At 40.0% G+C, this 22,340-nt stretch carries 21 protein-coding genes; 10 read left to right on the top strand and 11 right to left on the bottom strand.

Going from position 1 to position 22,340, the window contains the following annotated elements:
• Positions 1-20: 20 nt before the first annotated feature.
• The 4 genes from F565_RS0109945 to F565_RS0109930 all read right to left on the bottom strand — a co-directional run bounded on the left by F565_RS0109945 (position 21) and on the right by F565_RS0109930 (position 5,459).
• Positions 21-1,883 (bottom strand): OmpA family protein, encoded by a 1,863-nt coding sequence (locus F565_RS0109945; RefSeq protein ID WP_020213075.1) that lies wholly within the window; start codon positions 1,881-1,883, stop codon positions 21-23.
• A 3-nt stretch (positions 1,884-1,886) separates the two neighbouring features.
• Positions 1,887-2,822, bottom strand: a complete 936-nt coding sequence (locus tag F565_RS0109940; protein ID WP_020213074.1) for a PorP/SprF family type IX secretion system membrane protein — start codon at positions 2,820-2,822, stop codon at positions 1,887-1,889.
• Positions 2,823-3,216: 394 nt separating this feature from the next.
• The gene (locus tag F565_RS0109935; protein ID WP_020213073.1) at positions 3,217-4,884 is read right to left on the bottom strand and encodes a tetratricopeptide repeat protein; all 1,668 of its coding nucleotides are present in this window, start codon (positions 4,882-4,884) and stop codon (positions 3,217-3,219) included.
• Positions 4,885-5,027: 143 nt separating this feature from the next.
• A complete protein-coding gene (locus F565_RS0109930; RefSeq protein WP_020213072.1) occupies positions 5,028-5,459 on the bottom strand; it encodes a tellurite resistance TerB family protein in 432 nt (143 codons plus the stop codon).
• 159 nt (positions 5,460-5,618) lie between these two features.
• On the opposite strand from F565_RS0109930, the gene F565_RS0109925 reads away from it, so the two are divergent.
• The 7 genes from F565_RS0109925 to F565_RS0109890 all read left to right on the top strand — a co-directional run bounded on the left by F565_RS0109925 (position 5,619) and on the right by F565_RS0109890 (position 13,032).
• Positions 5,619-6,206 (top strand): HupE/UreJ family protein, encoded by a 588-nt coding sequence (locus tag F565_RS0109925; protein ID WP_020213071.1) that lies wholly within the window; start codon positions 5,619-5,621, stop codon positions 6,204-6,206.
• A gap of 63 nt (positions 6,207-6,269) precedes the next feature.
• Complete coding sequence (locus tag F565_RS0109920; protein WP_020213070.1) at positions 6,270-6,701, top strand: deoxycytidylate deaminase; 432 nt, start codon at positions 6,270-6,272, stop codon at positions 6,699-6,701.
• Positions 6,701-8,287: a S41 family peptidase gene (locus F565_RS0109915; protein WP_020213069.1), complete on the top strand. Its 1,587-nt coding sequence runs from the start codon at positions 6,701-6,703 to the stop codon at positions 8,285-8,287. Before F565_RS0109920 ends, F565_RS0109915 begins: the two co-directional genes overlap by 1 nt.
• Before the next feature lie 866 nt (positions 8,288-9,153).
• On the top strand, positions 9,154-10,914 hold the full coding sequence (locus tag F565_RS0109905; RefSeq protein ID WP_020213067.1) for an aromatic amino acid hydroxylase: 1,761 nt from the start codon (positions 9,154-9,156) through the stop codon (positions 10,912-10,914).
• Between the two features lie 86 nt (positions 10,915-11,000).
• Positions 11,001-12,101, top strand: coding sequence for a hypothetical protein (locus F565_RS0109900; protein ID WP_020213066.1), 1,101 nt, complete (start codon positions 11,001-11,003; stop codon positions 12,099-12,101).
• Positions 12,102-12,107: 6 nt separating this feature from the next.
• Positions 12,108-12,668, top strand: a complete 561-nt coding sequence (locus tag F565_RS0109895; protein WP_020213065.1) for a LemA family protein — start codon at positions 12,108-12,110, stop codon at positions 12,666-12,668.
• A complete protein-coding gene (locus F565_RS0109890) occupies positions 12,652-13,032 on the top strand; it encodes a hypothetical protein (protein ID WP_020213064.1) in 381 nt (126 codons plus the stop codon). The genes F565_RS0109895 and F565_RS0109890 overlap by 17 nt, the downstream gene beginning before the upstream one ends.
• Here the strand turns inward: F565_RS0109890 and F565_RS0109885 are convergent.
• From F565_RS0109885 to F565_RS0109870, 4 genes are all read right to left on the bottom strand, one after another.
• Positions 13,022-13,630, bottom strand: a complete 609-nt coding sequence (locus F565_RS0109885) for a DUF4230 domain-containing protein (RefSeq protein WP_020213063.1) — start codon at positions 13,628-13,630, stop codon at positions 13,022-13,024. The two genes, F565_RS0109890 and F565_RS0109885, sit on opposite strands and share 11 nt — an antisense overlap.
• 53 nt (positions 13,631-13,683) lie before the next feature.
• Positions 13,684-14,643 (bottom strand): GSCFA domain-containing protein, encoded by a 960-nt coding sequence (locus tag F565_RS0109880; RefSeq protein ID WP_020213062.1) that lies wholly within the window; start codon positions 14,641-14,643, stop codon positions 13,684-13,686.
• Positions 14,644-14,815: 172 nt separating this feature from the next.
• Positions 14,816-16,078 carry an aspartate kinase gene (locus tag F565_RS0109875; RefSeq protein WP_020213061.1) on the bottom strand — a complete coding sequence of 421 codons (1,263 nt, stop codon included), beginning with the start codon at positions 16,076-16,078 and terminating at the stop codon, positions 14,816-14,818.
• Between the two features lie 45 nt (positions 16,079-16,123).
• Complete coding sequence (locus F565_RS0109870) at positions 16,124-16,597, bottom strand: GNAT family N-acetyltransferase (RefSeq protein WP_020213060.1); 474 nt, start codon at positions 16,595-16,597, stop codon at positions 16,124-16,126.
• A gap of 110 nt (positions 16,598-16,707) precedes the next feature.
• Here F565_RS0109870 and fbp point away from each other — a divergent pair, with 110 nt between their 5' ends.
• On the top strand, positions 16,708-17,718 hold the full coding sequence (gene fbp / locus F565_RS0109865; protein ID WP_020213059.1) for a class 1 fructose-bisphosphatase: 1,011 nt from the start codon (positions 16,708-16,710) through the stop codon (positions 17,716-17,718).
• A gap of 67 nt (positions 17,719-17,785) precedes the next feature.
• On the opposite strand, the gene F565_RS0109860 is transcribed toward fbp, so the two are convergent.
• Both F565_RS0109860 and F565_RS0109855 read right to left on the bottom strand, forming a co-directional pair.
• On the bottom strand, positions 17,786-18,817 hold the full coding sequence (locus tag F565_RS0109860) for a hypothetical protein (RefSeq protein WP_020213058.1): 1,032 nt from the start codon (positions 18,815-18,817) through the stop codon (positions 17,786-17,788).
• 90 nt (positions 18,818-18,907) lie between these two features.
• Positions 18,908-20,092: an MFS transporter gene (locus F565_RS0109855; protein WP_020213057.1), complete on the bottom strand. Its 1,185-nt coding sequence runs from the start codon at positions 20,090-20,092 to the stop codon at positions 18,908-18,910.
• Positions 20,093-20,189: 97 nt separating this feature from the next.
• On the opposite strand from F565_RS0109855, the gene F565_RS0109850 reads away from it, so the two are divergent.
• A complete protein-coding gene (locus tag F565_RS0109850; RefSeq protein ID WP_020213056.1) occupies positions 20,190-21,020 on the top strand; it encodes a helix-turn-helix domain-containing protein in 831 nt (276 codons plus the stop codon).
• A gap of 147 nt (positions 21,021-21,167) precedes the next feature.
• Here F565_RS0109850 and F565_RS0109845 read toward each other — a convergent pair whose 3' ends face one another.
• Entirely contained in the window at positions 21,168-21,794 is a 627-nt protein-coding gene (locus F565_RS0109845; RefSeq protein WP_020213055.1) for a 2'-5' RNA ligase family protein, read from the bottom strand.
• Positions 21,795-21,860: 66 nt separating this feature from the next.
• Between F565_RS0109845 and F565_RS0109840 the strand changes: the two genes are divergently transcribed.
• The gene (locus F565_RS0109840) at positions 21,861-22,253 is read left to right on the top strand and encodes a helix-turn-helix domain-containing protein (protein ID WP_020213054.1); all 393 of its coding nucleotides are present in this window, start codon (positions 21,861-21,863) and stop codon (positions 22,251-22,253) included.
• The last annotated feature ends 87 nt before the right edge of the window (positions 22,254-22,340 follow it).

The following is a 22,340-nucleotide window of genomic DNA, read 5'->3' as shown; positions in this document are numbered from 1 at the left end:
GTTTAGTTTACCAATTGCGATTATTTTTTTACTATAATAAAATCTACACGGCGGTTTTGCGCATGCTGCTCATCGGTACAATTATCGCATTTAATAAGAAGCTCGGTCTCGCCATAGCCTTTACCGCTTATACGATCTGGCGCAATACCCTTAGATATTACATACTGCACGGTAGATTTTGCGCGCTCGTCTGACAGTTGAAGATTATACTCGTCGCTGCCACGATTGTCGCTATGTGTTTTTATAGATATTACCATGTTAGGGTACAGCGTCATGGTTTGTACCAGTTTATCCAGCTCAAAAGCAGCCTCCTGGGTTATGTTGCTTTTATCAAAATCGAAGTAAATATTTTTAAGCGCAATCTTGCCATCTACAATAATGTTTGCAAGCGGGTTTAAATTAGCAGTAATATCAATGGTACCGCCTTTTGTTTTAGGCAATGTAACCGAACTGTTCTCATATCCCGTTGCCGATGCCTGCAATATAAATGCCTTATCGCAATCTACACTGTAGTTAAGCTGTCCGGCAGTATTGGTAATTTTAGTCTCAATAACATTATTTTTATCGTCCAGTATGGCAACTTTGGCATTGGCCAATACCTTTTTTGTAGAAGCGTCTATCACGGTAACAATAGCCTCAACTCCGCAAATAGGGATAGCCTTATACATATTATCTTTACCCGCCTTGTTACTGGCAAAAAAGCCTATATTCTTATCGGCATTAAAGGTAAAGGCAAAATCGTCTTTAGGCGAGTTTACCGGAAGCCCCACATTTATGGCCTCGCCATCATGGGCAAGGTCTATATAAAAAATATCGAGCGCCCCGAAGCCCTTACGCCCGTCTGATGCAAAATAAAGCTTGTTGTCATCGGCTATAAAAGGGTAATTTTCATTTCCCTCAGTATTAATTTTCTTGCCCAGGTTTACCGGCTCGCCATAGCTGTTGCCGCCTTTAACATCTACTTTCCAAATATCTGTACCCGCACCTATAGAGCCTTTCCTGTTAGATGCAAAGTACAGCGTTTTACCATCTTTAGATACCGACGGATTGCCGGTAGACCACTTAACATTATTAAATGGCAATGCCACAACATTACCCCATTTGCCATTTTCTTTAGTGGCTTTATACAGGTAAATAAGGCTGTTCTTTTGCCCTTTGGCTTTTTCAGAATCGCCTTCCCTAAAACTTTCACTGGCAAAATACATAATATTACCATCGCCGGTAATGGCAAGAGGACCATCATGGTATTTAGTGTTTAGTTCGCTTAAAGGTTTAGGCTCGCTTATGGTACCGTTATCACTATAAGTTGCAGTGTAAATATCCATAAATGGCTGCTCGTCGCGCCCATACGTTTTGCGCGATGTATTGCGCGAACTGGCAAAGTAAAAGCTGTTATCGTTTAATACCACAGCCCCAAAATCGCCATACTTTTTATCATTAATGTCTAATATTTGTTCGTCAAACAATTTAGTCTGGCTACGCAGTTTAGGCAGGTAATTAGGGTCCTGCTTAAAGGCAATGGCACGCTGATCTTTAGGGGCTATCGATGCAAATTTCGCCATTTGTGTATTGGCTTCTTCAAATTTGCCTTCTGCTTTTAGCATCTGTGCATACTTGTAATATATCTCTGCATCCTGTTTTGTTTCAACAGCTTTGGCATACCATATTATGGCATCTTTACTGTTGTATACATTGTAGTAACTGTCTGCAAGCTGGCGGTATACGTATGGGTCTTTACCCTTTTTTGCCACCTTTAAATATTCTTTGGCGGCATCTACATACTCAAAACGGGCAAAAAGTTTATCGGCAGTTTCGGTAGCGGGGCTTTGTGCCCAGGCATGTGTAGCCACAAAAAAGCCAAGTGCTATATATAAGTTTTTCATGGTTTAGAAATAACGTGGTGAACGTGATACTTTTTTCGGGAAGTTAAGGTCGAACAGCAGCATGAATTCGTGCGATGCAGGGGTGGTTACCTTTAGGTCGCTTGTTATGTGGTCATACGCATAGCCTATTTTAATGCTCGGGGTTATGGCATAGTTTACCATTCCGCCAAAGCTGTCGTCTATCCTGTAGGTGGCACCTATCTCGAACTTATCGAAGAACAGCGCGTTAAGCGAGCCGTCTATTGATGGGTCTACCCCAAAGGCTGACTTTACCATGAACGATGGCTTTAGCTTAAAGTTATCGCCTATCTCGAATACATACCCTCCCGTTAAGAAATAGTGTGATTCTTCAGAGCCGAACTTATAGCCAATGTTATCTCTCCTGTAGTCAAGGTGCTTGCTTTTTAGCATATTGGGCACCGATAGGGCCAAGTAGTATTTTTGGGTGTAGTAAAAGATACCCGTACCTACGTTAAAGTAGGTCCTGCTGATGTTTTGCCCAAAGGCCGGGTCATCGGGGGCCGGTACATAACCATTTGCTATATCGTCAAACAATCCTACCTTATGGAAGGTTGCGCCTGCTTTTAAGCCTAATGCTAAACGGTGCTCTCCGCCCAGCTTAAGGGTGTACGAGAAATCGGCATATACGTTGGTTTCGTTTACCGGGCCTATCTTATCGGTTATGGCCGATAAGCCTAAGCCTACATTTTTACCCACAGGGCTGTGGCCCGAAAATGTCCCGGTGCTTGGTGCTCCCGAGATATCTACCCACTGCTTGCGGTACAAAAGGCCGAAGGACAAGTGCTCTTTTGACCCTGCATACGCCGGGTTAATAACATTCATGTTGTACATGTACTGTGTGTAGTGGGGGTCTTGTTGTGCAAAAGAGTTTGCAACACTAAGCAATGCTACTACTATAGCAAAGTAAATTTTCTTCATTTGTGTTCCTGTTTTGGTTAAAGCATTATAAGACAGCTATAGCAGGCCGGCTAAAGATAATTATTTTTCTCTATTAACTTTTAGTTACGAAAAATTTTAACGGGTGGGAAATACCTAATGGTATTGTGGTTAAGAGTGAAGCTAAGGCCTTAAACTTCGTTGCGTTAAGCAAATTATATGCTGAAGCCTTAAAAATCATTTGCTGTTTGAGCGCAGCGAGTTCAAATGATTTAGCTGAGGCTTATAATTTGTAGCACAAAAAGTTAGAGCCTTGAATTTTTGTTTCTTTTGTTTCAAGACAAAAGAAAAGATAAAGCACCCTTTACATATCCAAGGCAATGCCAAATGAGATTCTTCGACTACTCCACGCTCAAAATTACAAATTATTCTAATATTATATAAACGACAGGTAATCATATAGCGAAGTACCCTCCGGCAGTTCCATTTTTGTAGCGAGTCGTTCTTTACGTTTACGAATGGCTTCGGCAGTAATGTTAAGCATAGAGGCTATTTCTTTAGTATTGAGGTTCATATAAATATAGGTTATAAAACGCACATCGTTAGCTGTAAGAGCAGGTTGCTTTGCTTTAAGGCGGCTAAGAAAGCCCTGGTTTACCTCTTCAAAATGGGTAAGGAAACTGTCCCACTCATCGTTAGTTTTAAGGTGCGTTTTTAAGGTTTTTATATGCCCTGCAAGTGCCGGGTTTTTAGACAGCTCTGTAGTACCCGATACAGATGACAGTATATCTTCTATAAGCTCATTTCGCCCGGAAAGATATAATGCTTTTGCCGATAGCTTTCGGTTACGCGCCTCTATTTCGCCTTTAAGGCGTTCCTGCTCTAAAAGCCCTGTAGTTTCGCGCTCTTTTATTTGCTGCTCCAGCAAGAGGTTCTCATTCTTTTCTTTTTCCAGTTCCAGCGCCATTACCTTTTCGTTGCGCTCTGCAAGCAGCTGCTTTTGCCTGTGCTTTACAGACAGGTTGCGCAATGCAAGGATAATTATGAGCACGACTGCTATGATAACAGCAATGACGTAGTAAAAAAGCTTGCGCTCTGCAGCCAACTTTTCAATATTAATGGCTATCTGGTTTTTATAATCCTGAATTTCAAACTTTACACGGCTGTTGTTGTATAACTGGCTGTTCTTTATTTTATACAGTTTTTTCTCTGCTGCTATAACAGAGTCTTTATATTGCAATGCAGCATTATACTGCCCGCTTTTAGAGTAAGTATCGCTTAAGAGCCCAAATATTGTTTTCTTAATTTCGATATTAGGTTTGGTAGCCAGTATCTTATTGGCAGTTGCTATTGCTTCGGGGTACATTTTGTCTTTTGTATAACTTTCTGTTATAACAAGCATTAACGACAGCCAGATATCATTGGTTTCAGCATTTTGTATCCGGCTCAAAATAGAACTGGCTTTTTCACGGGCCTGGATGCTGTGCCCCATAAGCAGATCGTTCTCTACAAGGCCCGTTTCTGCCATCAGGTACATATCAACATTATCCTTTAAGTAAGGCAGAGACTCAGTAAAAAAGCTACGGGCTTCTTTAAAATTGCCGGCTTCGTTGCATACATTGCCCAGGTTCATGGCATAAAGGCCTATTTTAAAACTGTCTTTGTTTTCTTTGGCAATATCATAAGCCTTTTTAAAGTATTCTTTAGCCTTAGCATAGTCTTCTTCTTTGCTGTATAAAATGGCTATATTGTTAAGCACTACCATTTCGTACTTAGGCTCCAGTTTTTTTACAGCAATGGTATAGCTTTCAAGGTAATAATTTAATGCTTCGCCATAATCTAAGAGCGAGTAATAGTTAGCCCCTATATTATTTGTAGCTAAGAACTGTTGTTTGTACCAACGGTTCTTTTCGGCCATAGAACGCGCCTCAGTAAGAAGTTCGAGCGAGCGTACATGGTTTTTTTTCCACATGGCCTTTATACCACGTTGTATAAGTGTGTCGCAATGCGCAGTATTACCGGTATCTGCACGCAAGCCTGTACAAAAAAACAGGCACAGCAGCAGCAATAGTGCAGGGAAGCTATACGATATTTTTTTAGGCATGCGGCTACGTATTTTTATAGCCAAATATAAGGATAAAATGTAATTTTTAGTTTACGGGTATATTTTGCAACATCTTTATATACAAAACATCCCCGATAAGTTAAAACTCAACGGGGATATTATTATGATAAAGCAGATAACTGCTATTTATTCATGTGTTGCATTTCGTATACAAAAGTGTCGCTGTCTACGTTAAGTACCAGTAGCGATAAAGCTTTGTCTACTATATAGCTCACGTTACCCGGCGTAAACCCAAGGGCAAGTGCAAAACGTGTAAGTATTTCTTTTTGCTTAGGTCCAAGTATATGATCTGCATATACCATACGGCTCAGGTCATACAAACGTTCCAGTCGCTGCGTGTGCAGGTAAGGCGGGTTTATAGGGTAGCTAAAAGGGCTTGCAAGAATCTCTTTATATTCGGCATCGGTTATATCAAGGCGAACAGCAAGTTTGTCAAGAAAGTGTCTTTCTTCTTCACTCAGGTGGCCGTTTTCCATGGCAACCCTTACAATTGAGGCAAAATGGCCTTTATTCCTGTCTTTAAAACCGCTATCGAACAAATCTGAAATGGACATAGTACTATTACGCTAAAAATTTTTGCAAATATACCGTTATATTTTAGGATGTAAATAATTTTGGCAAAAGATTTTATGCTATACTTAACTATAACGTGTTGGTGTTTTATTAATTCTGCAAAATAATGTAAGTTTACGCTTAAATTATATGCTATTGCCATGACCGATTTTTGGTTGTATTTCAATATAGGCCTTCACCACGTTTTAGACATACATGCTTACGACCATGTAATGTTTCTCACGGCACTTACCGTGCCTTACACTTTTAAAGACTGGAAAAACATACTGCTACTCGTTACCCTCTTTACCATTGGGCATACTACCGCACTGGTATTATCTGTTTACGATGTACTTACAATAAACAGTACCTATGTAGAATTTTTAATACCCATAACCATACTGGCTACGGCGTTGTACAACCTGTTTACATCTGCCAAAAAAGCAGCCAGTGCCGGCAGCATTAATTTTATAGCACTTACTACATTGTTTTTTGGCATTATACACGGGTTGGGCTTTAGCAATTACTTTAAAATTATAATAGATAAAGGCGATAGTAAATTGCTCCCCCTGCTGGAATTTGCACTGGGCATAGAGGGCGCACAACTTATTGTAGTGCTTACCGTTCTTGTACTGTCGTTCATGCTGCAACGCTTTGGTAAGCTTAGTAAGCGCGACTGGGTATTGGTAACATCGGCATTTGTAGCGGGTGTTGTATTACCTATGATAATAGAAAGCGAAATTTGGTAATTAATTAACTAAACAAAGGCCTTTGCCACACTAACTTTAGGCAATGGGTTTCCTGATACTATAATGACAGAAAAACTAAATAAATATGACAGGGCTTATTTGCGCATAGCGCGCGAATGGGGGCAGCTGTCGTACTGCGTGCGCAGGAAAGTTGGCGCAATTATTGTAAAAGACAGAATGATAATATCCGACGGTTATAACGGGACACCATCGGGTTTTGAGAATTGCTGCGAGGATGAAGAGAACCTTACCAAATGGTACGTACTGCATGCCGAAGCGAATGCTATATTAAAAGTTGCCCGTTCAACACAATCGTGCGAAGGCGCAACACTATACATTACCATGTCGCCCTGCAAAGACTGCAGTAAACTAATACACCAGTCGGGCATTAAAAGGGTGGTATACCAGCAGTCTTATAAAGATAGCTCTGGTATAGACTTTTTAACGAGGGCGGGCGTAACGGTAGAGTGTGTGCCTGACCTGGACCAGATATAATGAAAATAAATAAAATTTACATTCCCTTGCTCCTGGCAACTGTGCTTGCCATTGGGATGCTTTTGGGCAGTTTTCTTAACTTTCCTGCACAACAGGCAGGGAAGATGGGTATGGCATCTACCGGCTCTCATAAGAACAAGCTTAACAAACTGCTTGATTTTATAGATAATGAGTATGTAGATAAAGTAAACACCGACTCTATTGTAGACCTTACTGTAACCAATATTCTCGAAAAGCTCGACCCACACTCTGTATACATTTCTAAAGACGAAATGGCGGGGGTGGCACAAAGCATGAAAGGCGACTTTGTAGGTATTGGTGTTAACTTTTACATGTATAAAGATTCTGTTGCGGTTATAAAACCCATTCCCGGCGGCCCAAGCGATAAGGCTGGCCTAAAGGCTGGCGATCGTATATTATATGCCAATAACTTTAAACTCTATGGGCGAAAGTTAAACAACGATACGCTTTTCTCTAAACTTAAAGGCGAAGAGGGTTCTAAGCTCACGCTAACTGTTTTTAGAAAAAGCGATAAAAAACAATTTAAGGTAAATGTAACACGCGATGTGGTACCTATAAAAAGTGTTGATGCCGCTATCATGTTAAGGCCTTCCATAGGGTATATTAAAATAAACCGTTTTGCCGAAACTACGTATGACGAATTTCATAAGGCGCTTGTGCAGCTTAAAAAAGACGGTGCAACGTCCTTAGTGGTAGACCTTCGCGACAATGGCGGAGGCTATCTTGAAAAAGCGGTAGAGATTGCCGATGAATTTTTGAAGGACGGGCAACTTATTGTAAAAACAAAAAATAAGAAAAACCGGGTGGATGAAACCGATGCCACAAGCAAAGGTATTTTTGAAACCGGGCAATTATATTTGCTTATAAACGAGAACAGTGCTTCGGCCAGCGAAATATTGGCCGGCGCCATTCAGGATAACGACCGTGGTATTATAGTAGGCCGCCGTTCTTATGGTAAAGGATTAGTGCAGCGCGAAATGCCACTTGGCGATGGTAGTGCCGTGCGCTTAACGGTGGCAAGGTATTATACGCCATCAGGAAGGTCTATACAGCGCAGTTATGCCAATGGCGACGAGGCTTATTTTAATGATTTCCAGAAACGGTATGAAAGCGGCGAGCTGTATGCTGCCGACAGTATAAAAGTAGCCGACACTTTAAAGTTTAAAACGGTAAAAGGCAGGACTGTTTATGGTGGTGGGGGTATTGTACCCGATGTGTTTGTTCCGCTTGAGGGCAAGCACGGCGACGAAGCTATTGCTATGGTAATGCAAAGCGGTATAACAAGCTATTTTATTTTTGAACAGCTTGATAAAGAACGCAAAGAATTTAGTGGCCTTTCGGCAGAAGGGATCGCTAAACAGGTTGCAACCGGCGACACATACTTTAAAGCTTTTAATGCCTACCTTTTAAAGAACGGGCTTGTATTTAAACTGGAGCCGCATAAAGAAAAGGTAAAACGGTACCTCGCTGCAGAATTTGCCCGCCAGGTTTTAAGCGATAAACCCTACTACGAAATGATACTTAAAGAAGACAATATGATTAGGGCTGTATTAGAGAAAAAGTAGTTTGAGTCGCAGTTTGCAAATAAAGCTTTCACCCCGCTCTTTAGGAGAGGGAGCCGGGGTGAGAAACGATAACTATTTAATATCCGTTATGGGGTGGGTTTGTCCATTGATATAGGATTAGTTCAAGATTGTGGTGGAAATTGGGCGTCTTATATTTTACCAGCATTTAATTTAGGATTTTCAGAAGGCACTATCTTTAAAATGGGAAGTATAATACCCAATTAATAATGAATTATGTCTCGTATTGACTGTTATTACATTTTAATATTATATATAATGCAAAAAAACATAACGCGACATCTACAATTATCGATGATTATTTCATTAATATTTTTATTTGGTTGTAAATCAGAAGGAGATTTTACCAGATATATTAATAATATGAAAAAATTAGAATATCAAGGTAATGTTGAAAGAAAGTTTGTAGATAAATATGAACATAATTTTCTTACGATACAACTGTCCAATGGAAGGGAACTTGTTCTATGGCCAACAGAATATTATAGTATCAATACTGGAGACAGTTTGTCAAAAACGAAAAACTCTACAATTTTATCAATTTATAGAAAGAATAAATTGATAAAGATCGATCTAAGAGAAAATATTCGATTCTTTAACGACAAGTCTTAACTAAAAATCTACTCTAATTCTGACTTTTAAACGATTATGACAATATTTTTACTTTAGAACAGCGTTCTGAATTAAATAAAATTCTAATAGATTTTAGAGCTTATACGTATTCATCCTCGCCGAAATAACAAACCCGGTTTGAAGAAATCTTTTAAAGATAATTTATAAGTAATGCCATAAATGCGCTATTACATATTAAATTCGTAATTTTACATTAGTTAATAACAAAAAACAACATGAGCACAGCCATAACAAGTAACCCTCTTATAGACCGTTTGCCCACACATTTAAGGCAGTTTATAAAACCACAGGATTATACCGACTATACTCCCATAAACCAGGCAGTGTGGCGTTATGTAATGCGCAAAAATGTTGATTACCTAAGCCGTGTAGCACACAGCTCGTATCTTGACGGCCTTAAAAAAACAGGCATAGAGGTAGATAATATTCCCAGTATGTATGGCATGAACCGCATACTGCAGGAAATAGGCTGGGCTGCTGTAGCGGTAGATGGTTTTATTCCGCCTAATGCGTTTATGGAGTTTCAGGCATATAATGTGCTTGTAATAGCGTCGGACATTCGCCAGTTAGAACATATAGAATATACCCCCGCACCCGATATTATTCACGAAGGTGCCGGGCATGCGCCCATTATTGCAAACCCTGAATATGCCGAATACCTAAGGCGTTTTGGCGAGATAGGCTGTAAGGCAATATCATCGGCCAGGGATTACGAGATTTATGAGGCAATACGATTATTATCGATACTTAAAGAAGCTGAAGGTACGCCACAGGCTGATATTGATGCTATAGAAAAAAAGGTAGAGGATTTACAGAACGATCCTGTAGAGCCATCTGAAATGGCATTGATACGAAACCTGCATTGGTGGACGGTGGAATACGGACTTATAGGCGAAGTTGAGAACCCTAAAATATATGGTGCCGGTTTGCTGTCGTCTATTGGCGAAAGCGCATGGTGCATGACCGATAATGTTAAGAAAATACCTTACAGCATTGATGCTGCTTACCAGGGTTTTGATATTACAAAATTACAGCCGCAACTTTACGTAACACCCGATTTTGCTTACCTGAGCCAGGTGCTCGAAGAGTTTGCCAATAAAATGGCACTGCGCACCGGCGGGCTTTCAGGTTTGGAGAAACTTATAAAATCTAAAGCTTTAGGAACAATAGAGTTAAGCACCGGTATACAGGTATCTGGTATGTTTACTAATGTTATAGAAGAAAATGGAAAGCCCGTTTATATTCAGACAACCGGTAAAACAGCATTGTCTTATCGCGAAAAAGAACTGGTAGGACATAGCGCCGATTATCATGCCGAAGGTTTTGGCAGCCCTGTGGGCAAGCTTAAAGGCATTAACCTGGCTATAGAAGATATGAGTCCGCTCGACCTTAAAGCTTACGCTATTTACGAAGGCGAAAGGGTAACGCTGGAATTTGAAGGAGGGGTTACTGTAACCGGAGAAATTATTACCGGTACACGAAATATACAGGGCAAAATAATCCTTATCAGCTTTAAAAACTGTACCGTTACTCATAATGATACTGTATTGTTTCAGCCGGAATGGGGTATTTATGATATGGCTGTGGGTAAAAAAGTGATCTCTGCTTATTCCGGCCCTGCCGATGTAAATAGCTTCGATATGATATCGCATGTACCATCGAGCAAAACCATCAAAGCAAAACGTTCTGCCGAACGCGAAGAACTGGAAAACCTGTACCAGACTGTAAGAGATATCAGGGCTGGTAAAACGGCAACGCTTACCCTTGATAGTGTATTTACAGAATTGCAGCAAAACCACAATGACGACTGGCTACTATCGGTAGAAATTGTCGAGTTGCTACATAAAGAAAACAATGCCGATTTGCTTGATAAAGTAATGAAGCACCTTGACGACTTAAAGAACAGGAGGCCTAAAATTGCCCATCTTATAGATGGCGGCCTCGAACTTATATTTGAAAAAGAAAGCGTGAATTAAAGGCTGGCAAATTTTAAATAAATGTTAATAACGGGTTTTGTACATAAACTTAATCCTACATTTATTTAAAATTTGAAAGCTATAGCATGAACGAATTTCTGGATTTTTTTAAAAACCAGCAGCAGGATATATCTTTGGTAATCTTCCTGATGTTTTTTTCCTGCGCTATAGCAATATTTCATACCCTTATTGTGGGCAGCCTTTTAAACATAAAGCTTCGCCCTAAATGGATATTCTTTGCGCTTAATCCTGCAATTATAGGGCTTGCCTCTTTACCGGGTGCGGGTTTTGGGTTGCTTGCTTTTATTGTACTGGTTGCATCGGTATTTATATCAGGCATCATTGCCGGGATTTATACGGCAATAAAAGGCAATGACGAAGAGAAAGCGTTTTTAAGGCAATACCCTAAAGCAAAACAACCCCTCTGGAAAAAGATATTAGCTTTTGCAGCGGTGCTAATTTTGGGGCCGCTGTTCTTAGCATCAGGGCCGTATGCATTTGTAATTATTATTGCTTTTGCCATTATAATGGCAATGCTTCCCAGTTCTAAAAACCGTTTCAAAAAATACCAGGCTACACTGCCTACATCAAAAATAAGGTCTATGGCTATGGGGCTCGTAGAGGTACAGGGTACGCTTACAGCAAAAATCCAGATGACCGCCCCAATAGATAACATTCCCTGTATAGGCTATAAGTATGTGGTAGAACGAATATCTACCGATAAGGATGGGCGCGATAGTTATACCGAGATACTGTCTGAAACCCGCTGTAACGAATTTCTTATTCAGGACGACACAGGAAGCGTACCTGTTACTCCCGACAAATTAGAATTTATCTGGGTAGCGCAGGACGGCCGCTACACTAACAGCAGCAAGCGCTATACCCAATATTTAATAAGAGAAAATGATGAAGTACTGATAATTGGCAAGGCATCACTCCGTGAAAATAATGAAACCATCATAGAGCATGAAAGTGTAAAAGATGTATTTGCCATAGCGCCAAAAAGTGCTGTTACTATGTATAATCAAACGAGGCCTTTAATAAACTCGTTTATAGTGTTTTCTTGTGTACTTGCATTTTTCACTGCAGTTGTGCTTATATCTGCTGTTACTATAAAGGGCGACACAGTAGTGGTTACGCTAAATTCGGCTATGTTTAACTGGGATGATTTTTTCTCTAAATTCTAATAGTTTATGAATCCAATAATTGCTTTAGTTATAATTGTCCTGCTTGTTGTAGGATTAATAAGTGTAATCATATCTTCATACAACAAGCTGGTTATGCTGCGGTTTAATACCGATAAAGCTTTTGCCAATATAGATGTGCTTTTAAAGCAGCGTGCTGATGAAATACCTAACCTTATAAAAGTCGTTAAAGAATATCAGGGCTATGAAGCCACTACTCTTGAAAAACTAACCGAATTGCGTACCCGTTTTTTAAATGCAACAAATGCTAACGATAAGGTGGAGCTTTCTAACCAGATGGATAAGGCTATGAAATCTGTCTTTGCAGTATCTGAAAATTACCCGGTGCTACAGGCTGCCCAAAGCTTTACCGAATTACAAAACAGGGTGTCGGGACTGGAAAATGCCATTGCCGACAGGCGGGAATTTTTTAACGAGAGCATAAATATGTACAACATAGGCATAACCGAGTTTCCTCCCGTTATACTGGCTAAGCTATTAGGTTACAAAGAAAAAACACTTTTACAAATATCAGAACAGGAAAAAGAATATCATGGAGTTCAGTTTTAAACTATACGATTTTATTAAGGAGATAGAAGCTAACAGGCAGTATATTGTAATGTGGTCGGCCTTTGGTATGCCATTGCTTATCCTTGCCCTTACGTTGCCTTTGTATATCTTAAGGAAAATCGGGCTGTACCCCTACCTTAAACCTTTTTACTCCATACTGTACGGCTCACTGCTTATAACCTGGATAATAGGCTTTGTGGCAATGATGATACTCTTTTTTACCGAAGTATCGGGCATAAGGATGTTCATGATATACGCGCTCATTTTTATAACCTATATTTTCTTTACCATCTTTAATTATAAAAAATTAAATACGCTTATAGACGAAAAATCAAAGTCGATAAAAGACAAGGCTAAAGCTTAAGTTCTTCGGTATTGGTAATTACATTGCCGTTATATTTTAACTTCCAGCCCATCGTGTTGGTAAGTATCAATATTTTAGAAAGTTCACTTATCAGCCTGTTTTGCGCATTTGATTTTAAAGACGATTTCTCAATTTTCTTGGCAAGGCTTTCCTTTACAGTTTTGTTTATCTTGTTGTAATCATCGCCGGTAAACTCGTTAAGCTTGCTTTGCTGCACATCATAAAACTTAATGTCGGGGCTTATTTTTATCTCTTCTTTCGGGATATTTTTAATGGTAATGGTTTTGGTAACCTCATTAATATCATATTCTATTTTGCTCAGGTCGTAAGCTACAGTAACATCGGCATTTACTATCACAACCGCTTTCTTCTCGAAAGACATCATATCCAGAAAATACTTTTGCTGGTCCTTGTAGGTCATTACCTCGCTAAAATGCCCTTCGGTAACTACCAGTTTGCCCACATTTTTTATCTGTTCCTGTATAAGGGCAGTTTCCTCAATGGTAGTGCTATCGTCGTCCTTCTTAAATTCGCAGTAGCGAAAAGCAAGAAAAACCCCAACAACAATAACAACTACTATAAGTATCTTCTTAAGCATTTAGTTTTTATTTAAATGTACCAATAATTGCAGGAAACTATGTTATAGTAAGCTTAAAAAGCAATGTGCGGATACTGCTTTTGCAACAGCAAAATTTTATCGTTAAGCTTAGATAAAAATGCTGTATGCTGTGCCGAGTTGGGATTAAACGACCTGTGCTGCAATCCTTTCTGTATAGAGTCGACAGTCTTCATCACACCTTCAGAACCTTCCGAAACCCATGACTGCGTAAAGCGTTCCCAAATATAATCTATAGCCGTCTGGCTTGGGTGTATCATGTCTTCGGCGTAGTAGCGGTAATCGCGTAGCTCGTCCATCATGATCTCGTATGAAGGAAAATAGTCAAGCCCCCCAACCCCCGAAGGGGAAGTTAGTAAAACCTCATGCAAAGCTGAAATGAGGTTTGCCTTGCTCCATTGGTTTTGGGTAAAGCCGTCTTTTATATGCCGCACCGGCGATACCGTAAATATAATTTGCGCTGCCGGATTTACTCCTGCAACCATGGCAATAATATTCTGCAAACTTTCTTTTATGGCATTCGCCGAAAGCAGTTCTTTGGTAAATTCTTTTTGGGGTACTTTGTGGCAGTTGGCAACCAGTTCATTACTTTGAATATTTCTGTAAACCCAGGCAGTGCCCAGAGTTATAAGCATATGTGTAGCTGATTGTAAGTGCGCATGTGCTAAAGTGGTTGCCGCGTTAAGGTTAGTAAGCAAAACCTCTTTATCAGAATGGCTAAGGTCGGAATGTGCATCAAAACAATGCCAGCGTTCATTATGAAAAAAAATGTCGGCTTCGGTAAATTGTTTTTGGTGTACTGCAAAGCCTATAAACTTTTGCAACGCCTGCGGATGAAACAGTATACCAAACGGGTTTGTACTATTTCTGAATTTAAAATAGTCCAGTTTTTGACCTATGTTTACCGCAAAGCACGATCCTAAAGACACCACCCGTGAGGTATGGTCAATTTTAATATCGCCCTGCGGTATGGGTATTTGGGTTGAAAACTGCATATTGTAAGGTTTAGTTGCAAGTTCTAAAAAGAGACTGTCCCGAAAGCACTTAAACGTGCTTTTCGTCATCCTGACGAAGGAAATATCTCTTAATTATCAAATAATTGAGATTCTTCACTTCATTGCATTACGTTCAGAATGAAACCTTTGGAACAGCCGCGTTGGAACTTAATTAATTCGCAATATCTTTAGTAACAATCTGCATTGTTTCGCGGCTTAGTTGCCTTACTAATACTTCTTTATTTTTTGCAACTGCATCTCCCGATTTTTCATTAAAATGACGGATGGTATACAGCGATACATTATCGTTATACGTAACGTGGAATTTTTTAGACAGGATACTTTTAAGTTCCGGGAAGTTACCAAATTTATCATCTACACAGACAGAGAAGCTTATAGCCGTGTTTTGTATAAGGTGCACTTTTATTTTATATTTATGCAGCAACATAAATATCTCACTTATATTCTCCTCCATGATAAAAGAAAAATCAAGTGATGATAATGATATAAGCAGCTGGTTCTTTTTAACAATAAAGCATGGTGTTTGCGGCTCTAAGTCGGCACCCTTGCTCACACATGTACCCGGTAACAGTGGATTTATAAACGATTTTACATACAACGGAATTTCCTTTTTTTGCAGTGGCTGCAATGTTTTAGGGTGAATAACCGTAGCCCCGTAAAAGGCAAGTTCTATAGCCTCGCGGTACGATATCTGGTTAAGCAGTATGGCGTTTTCAAAATAACGCGGGTCGGCATTAAGTACACCGGGAACGTCTTTCCAAATGGTAACATTTTCGGCATTAAGGCAATATGCAAAAATAGCCGCCGTATAATCAGACCCTTCTCGGCCTAAGGTAGTCGTGAAATTATTATCATCACTGCCTAAAAATCCCTGAGTTATATTTAGATTCTTTTTCTTAACATTTTTAGAGATTGCTTTTTGGGTAGATTCCCAGTCAACAATGGCATCACGATAGGTATTATCGGTCTTGATAAATTCGCGCACATCCAGCCAGTAATTCTTTAAGCCTAAATAGTTAAAATAGTGGCTTACAATAGTGGTTGAAATTATCTCGCCAAGGCTTACCACCTGGTCATAAACAAAGTTATAGTTGGGCGATTTGTTGTTTTTAAAGAAGCTTTCCAGATCGGTAAAAATTTTGGTTACTGCCGTGAAAACCGGATTAGCCTCTTCGTCAAACAGTTCCATTAAAATCTGGTTATGGTACTTTCGTACTTCCTGTATAGATGCCTGCAACTCCGGCGACTTATCAAAGTAGTTCTTTATAACCACTTCAAACGCATTGGTAGTCTTGCCCATGGCACTTATCACTAACAGCACATCTTCATGGCCTACTTGCTGTAACAGGTTGTAAACGTTTTTTATACCCTCGGCATCTTTTACAGATGCACCTCCAAATTTAAATACTTTCATGAATAACCCTTTATTTCTATTTCTTTAATCAGTATACTTTTCTCTTTATAAATTAGCTGTAAACGTAGTAATTCCTTCCTCGTTCATTTGTGCCACACGCCAGTCGGTAAATACTGTAGCACCTGTTTTTTCGTAAAAATTAATAGCCGGGGTATTCCAGTCCAGCACTGCCCACTCTACCCTTCGCACCCCTTCGGTTTTCGCAAATTTAAAAACTTCTTTATACAGCAGGCTTCCGGCACCGGTACCGCGCATGCTCTCTGTAACTATAAGGTCTTCCAGATGGATGGTCCTGCCCTTCCAGGTAGAATACCTGTAATAAAACAGCGCCATACCTATTATTTTACCGTTAACCTGGGCAACAAATGTATTAAATAAGGGGTTGCTGCAAAAACCGTCACGTTCAAGGTCTGCTACCGTTAGTACAACAGCATCGGGCTCGTTCTCAAAAACGGCCAGTTCTTTTATCAGTTCCAGCACGGCAGGCATATCCTGTACTATTCCTTTACGAATGATCATAAACCAAATTTGCACAAAAATACGGTCAAAACCACTTCCAAATAATAATTTATTTTCATATCACAAAAATTTGGATATTTGTGCGTAACCATAACTATAACGAGATTAGCATGGAAGAAAGGAACAAAACCTTAGGAGAATTTATTATTGAGAAGCAGGAAGAATTTAAATATTCTTCGGGAGAGCTGTCAAGGCTTATCAACTCCATACGCTTGGCGGCAAAAGTAGTAAACTACAAAGTGAACAAAGCAGGCCTTGTAGACATTGTGGGCGCAGTGGGCGAACAGAACATTCAGGGCGAAGACCAGCAAAAACTCGACGTATTTGCTAACGAAACTTTCATTCAGACGCTCATAAACCGTGAGATTGTGTGCGGCATTGCAAGTGAGGAAAACGACGATTTTATTGTTATTAAAGGCAAAGATGAGTGCCACAATAACAAGTATGTGGTCTTGATGGATCCGCTGGACGGGTCGAGTAATATAGATGTAAATGTACCTGTGGGTACCATTTTTTCTGTTTACAGGCGAGTTACCCCAATAGGTTCTCCAGTTACTATTGACGATTTTTTACAGCCCGGCATTGCGCAGGTAGCCGCCGGATATGTTATTTATGGCACCAGTACCATGCTGGTGTACACTACCGGGCATGGCGTTAACGGTTTTACGCTTAACCCTGCCATAGGTACTTTTTACCTGAGCCACCCTAACATGCAGTTTCCTAAAGACGGAAACATTTACTCTATAAACGAGGGTAACTATGTGCATTTTCCGCAGGGCGTAAAAGATTATTTAAAGTACTGCCAGCGTGAGGAAGACAACAGGCCATATACATCGCGCTATATAGGCAGCCTCGTGGCAGATATCCACCGTAATATGATAAAAGGCGGCATTTACCTGTACCCTACAAGCTCTAAGGCACCTAAAGGTAAGCTAAGATTATTGTATGAATGCAACCCAATGGCTTTTATTGCAGAACAGGCAGGCGGCAGTGCCAGCGACGGTTTTGGCCGTATCATGGAAATTATCCCTACAGAACTGCACGAGCGTGTACCCTTCTTTTGCGGAAGTACTAACATGGTAACAAAAGCAGAAGAGTTTATGGCGAAGTACAGAAGGTAAGAAGCCTTGAAAGTATCAAATAAATTTATGGTAAGCCACAAACCTGCTTTCAGGTTTTGTGGCTTATTTACTTCCCGCCTTGCTTAAAATAATGTAATAATATAGTATCATTCCTGATTTCCATCAGACCGTGCAGGTATCTGTTTCTTGTAGCAAATTTAATTGTTTTGTTACGATATAAGTTGCGGTACTGGTTCGTGTATCTTTTTGTATATAAGTTACCAATATTTGCTACAGGAAGTAATTCTTTGCCTTGTGCCTTTGCAATGTATGTTTTAGAACTATCGCTTACAACAAAACAAATATCATTATTATGTATAAAAGATGGACCTATATAAAATGAATTTTCAATTTCATACGTGATTTTGCGCCTGAAAATATTATTTAAACCTTCGTTTTTATAGGAATGCTCACGGCTATAAAAAGCTCCTGCTTTCTTGTTACCAAAAAAACTTTTGTAAGCACCCTTGCCTGCTTTTTTTAATAATTTAGGATCACTTACACTATTAATTTCACTTGGACTTATCAAATAATATATACCTTTAAATTTTTTAATTTCGGGAGGCAGTATCCCTGCAATCTCATATTCAGTACCGGTCTTTTTATCCTTAAACCAGGTAGCACTACCCCATTCGCCAAAGTCAAGTGAAGTAACATAATAGTCAGCATCCTCAAAAATTACATCATCAGCTTTTATTGTTTCCCATTTCTTATTCTTTTCATCCAGATAGGAAGAGGAAACAGCATCGAAAGCAGATTTAACAACTATGCTGTCATGACGTACATGCATATCATTCGTACCAAAGTCTGTATAACCCGGCGTGCCCTCAACTTTTTTTACATTGTAGAGTTTATCTATTATATAAAAACTATTAAAACTGTAATCGTCCGAACTATCTTTGCTATATGACAAGCAGTAATAGTTATCGCCATACTTTAACTCTGGTACGATGTTTTCATTTTGGTTAATAGTTATAGTGTCGGTTATAATTGTAAAGCCGTTTATATTTATGGAAGATCCGGCAGTATATGTAGCCTTACCATCGTTATTGCGGCAGGAAATTACAAGTAATACAAGCAGTAAACAATAGTATTTCATATATGTAAATTACTATTACAAAGTACAGTTTTTTATGAACTTTTAATAATCTGCACTTAATAATTGTAAAACATTTGTACTATGAATTTCTTAATGCATCATCGCTTTTTCCCCGGCTGTTAGCGGTACAAAACCTTGCGCCGTTTTAATAAATACTACAGTTGCAAGTGCCCCGATAAGTGCCATACCTACACCCACAAGGTTAGGCGCGGCATAGCTATACCCATAAACAATGGGCAACCCGCCCAAAAATGCACCTAATGCATTACCTATATTAAAGCTTGCCTGTATGGCTGCCGAAGCGATCATCTCTGCACCTTTGGCTGTTTGTATCATCATCATTTGCACAGGTGCTATAAGCGCAAACGCCGTAAACCCTGTAAGGAATACTAATGTTAAAGACAAATACTGGTTAGCCGATAAAAAGTATACCCCCGTTAGTATTGCCCCCATACCTATAAGTACTGCAAACACGGTATGTGCCGGAGAAAATTTATCGGCAAGGCGGGCACCCACAAGGTTACCTGCTACCATGCCTACACCTGCAAGCATTAATATATAAGGTACATTCTCTGCATCAAAACCGGAGATATCTGTAAGTAACGGTGCAATGTAGCTTATCCAGCAAAAGAGGCCACCGCAGCCTATAGCCGTTATAAACATTACCAGCCATGCCTGCGGTTTACTAAAAAAGGTAAGCTGAGTTTTTATGTTTGTAGTTTTTCCTGTTTCTATTTTAGGCAGGTAGGCTATTAACGATATAAATGTTATGAGCCCGATAATGGCTATAATAACAAAAGTGTAGCGCCAGGTAAAATTATGGCCTATGTAAGTACCTAACGGAACTCCCACTACGTTTGCTACCGTTAGCCCGCTAAACATTACGGCCACACTTTGTGCTTCTTTACCCTTAACGGCAAGTCGGCTTGCTACCACAGCACCCACCCCAAAAAATGCCCCGTGCGGCAATCCCGACAAAAATCGGCTCACCAGCAACAGGTTGTATCCCGGTGCAATTATAGACAATGCATTAAAAACGGTTAGCATTGCGGCCATAGCCAGCAGCATTTTCTTTGGCGGATAGTTGCGCCCTGCAATAACCAGCAGCGGTGCACCTACCACTACCCCTATGGCGTATGCCGATATAAGGTGCCCGGCAGTAGGGATAGATATTTTAAGGTCCTGCGCAATATCGGGCAGGAGGCCCATCATCACAAATTCGGTTATACCAATGGTAAGGCCACCCAGTGCGAGCGGCAGTAAACTTAATTTCATAGTTGTAGTGTTCTAAAGGGGATTAGAACGTGCAAATTTACTATACAGGACCCTAAAAAACTTGTATATTTATGACACTTAATTGTAACTTTGCTTCATGAAGAAGCTCAACCAGTTTGACACCCTTGTAATAGATGAGTTTGAAGAGGAAAAATTTCACCTGCCCGTGCACAGCCATACCTATTATGAGCTCATTTACATTATAAAAGGAAGCGGCATCCATCACCTTAATAAGAACCTCATCCCCTATTGCGAGGGCGACCTGTTTGCCATTTCACCCGACGATGAGCATTACTTTGATATTCATGACAGTACCCGTTTTGTTTTTATTAAGTTTACCGACAGCTATTTCAGCCTGAATAAAAACCTGGCTACCGATGATATGCTGTACAACACACCGGAACAATTTATGCGTGAAAAATTGCTAAAGGAAACCGTCCTGAAACTCGACGAGCCCTGCCGCACTATTTTGCACAATACCGTACGCAACATTACGGCTTATAACAGCCGTAAAGATGTGTCGGTTTCACCCATAGTATTTTACCAGGTGCTATCTATTTTTGGGCTCATCCGTGAGGCCATGAAAACCATGGAGTTGCCTGCCAAGGGCTACGCCCCCGACAATAAACAGGTTATTGCTTACATTCACCAGCATATTTACTGCCCAAACAAGGTTCAGGTTAAAGCTATTGCCGCCCATTTTAATATTGCACAAAGCTATTTTAGCGCCTGGTTTAAGCGTAACTTCGAGATTACCTACCGCGACTACATAAATAACCTGCGTACCCAACTGATAGAAAAACGTATTGCCGGAAAGCGTATACCCATTAAGCAAATTGCTCACGAGTTTGGCTTTACCGATGAAAGCCACCTTTCTAACTATTTTAAAAAGAGAACGAATATGAAACCGAGTGCGTATGGGAAGTAGTTTGATTTCAGATTTCTGAAGGTGGATTTTAGATTCAACTACACTCCTGCCGGATTATTTTGATGCGTTATTCTCAATGTTTGCACATGTGAAGTTCAATCTGAATTCTGAAATCTTAAATTATCAGGTGACCAATCTTAAATCCCTCTACCCCAGCTTCACTTCACCGGCAGGGGTAAAAATCTTATCGGTGCCGGCAAGTCGTTTACGAATAACAATGCGGTCGCATAACCATTCGTTTTGGTATTCAAAGGGGGTAAAGTCTTCAATTTTTTCTAAGTCGGTAAACGGGATATTGCGCGCAATGGTAATATGCGGAACCATAGTTAATTTCTTAGGCTTATCTAAAGATGGTTTATCAATAATGCTGGTTTGGCGGTTAACAATTTTAGGAACGCGTTTCCTGTTGGGTCTTTTAATAGCCGATACAAGATCGTCTACCGGATGCGGGTTTTCTATTTTAAGGTAAAAAGTACGTTCCTGCCCATGTTCAAATTTATCATACCCGGCAACTTTAATGGTAAATTTTGTAAAACCGGAAACCGCTTTTTTAATCTGGTCTTTTACATCGGTAGATTCAAAGGCTTCCATTTTTAGCAGTGTAATGTGCGCTATAGATTTGCGGTCACGCTCGGCAATGCCTATAAGTTCGTGCAGCTGCTGCTTAATGTTGTCTACATCTTCCTTTATAGCATCGCTTGGCGAAAGCAGTATGTGGTATTCATACAGCGTTTCGGGAAATAAGCTAAACTGGTCCGGATTCTTTTTGGGCATTGAGTAATGTTGTTGCACAAAAATACAGTTTCTTTTGTAATTTAGTGCTTTCCCATAACCTGAAACATGAAAACTGAAACAAAAACCACCGACGTACCCGTTAAGGTCCTTGCCCGTAAAGACGAAATTGCGGCCAACTTTGTACACCTTGCAGAGCAGCACCTTACCGACCTGATGAACGGCACCGCTACAAAACGATTTCATGCCAGCGACTTTGCGTCAAAACTTTTTATACATCCGCGGCACCTTACCACCACGTTGCGGCTTGCTATTAATACATCGGTATGTGATTATATGGAGGAGCGCATTCTTGCTGAAGCCCAAAAGCTGCTTAAGGAAACGACGCTTTCTATTGCCGAGATCGGCCAGCGCTTTGCCTATGATGAGCCTACTAATTTTACTAAATTTTTTAAAAGCATGGCAGGCGTAACGCCTTTGCAATACAGGAAGAGTTCTTAGTTGGCAGTGATCAGTCTCAATTTGTAGTCAGGAAGATTTTACAACATAGATACATAGGCTTTAGTGTGCAACAAGGCACTATAGTTC

Origin of the sequence: Flavobacterium rivuli WB 3.3-2 = DSM 21788, from assembly GCF_000378485.1 — a bacterium.
Classification (GTDB): Bacteria; Bacteroidota; Bacteroidia; order Flavobacteriales; family Flavobacteriaceae; genus Flavobacterium; species Flavobacterium rivuli.
The sequence above is the reverse complement of the archived record's forward strand: the minus strand, read 5'-3'. Positions and strand labels throughout refer to the sequence as shown.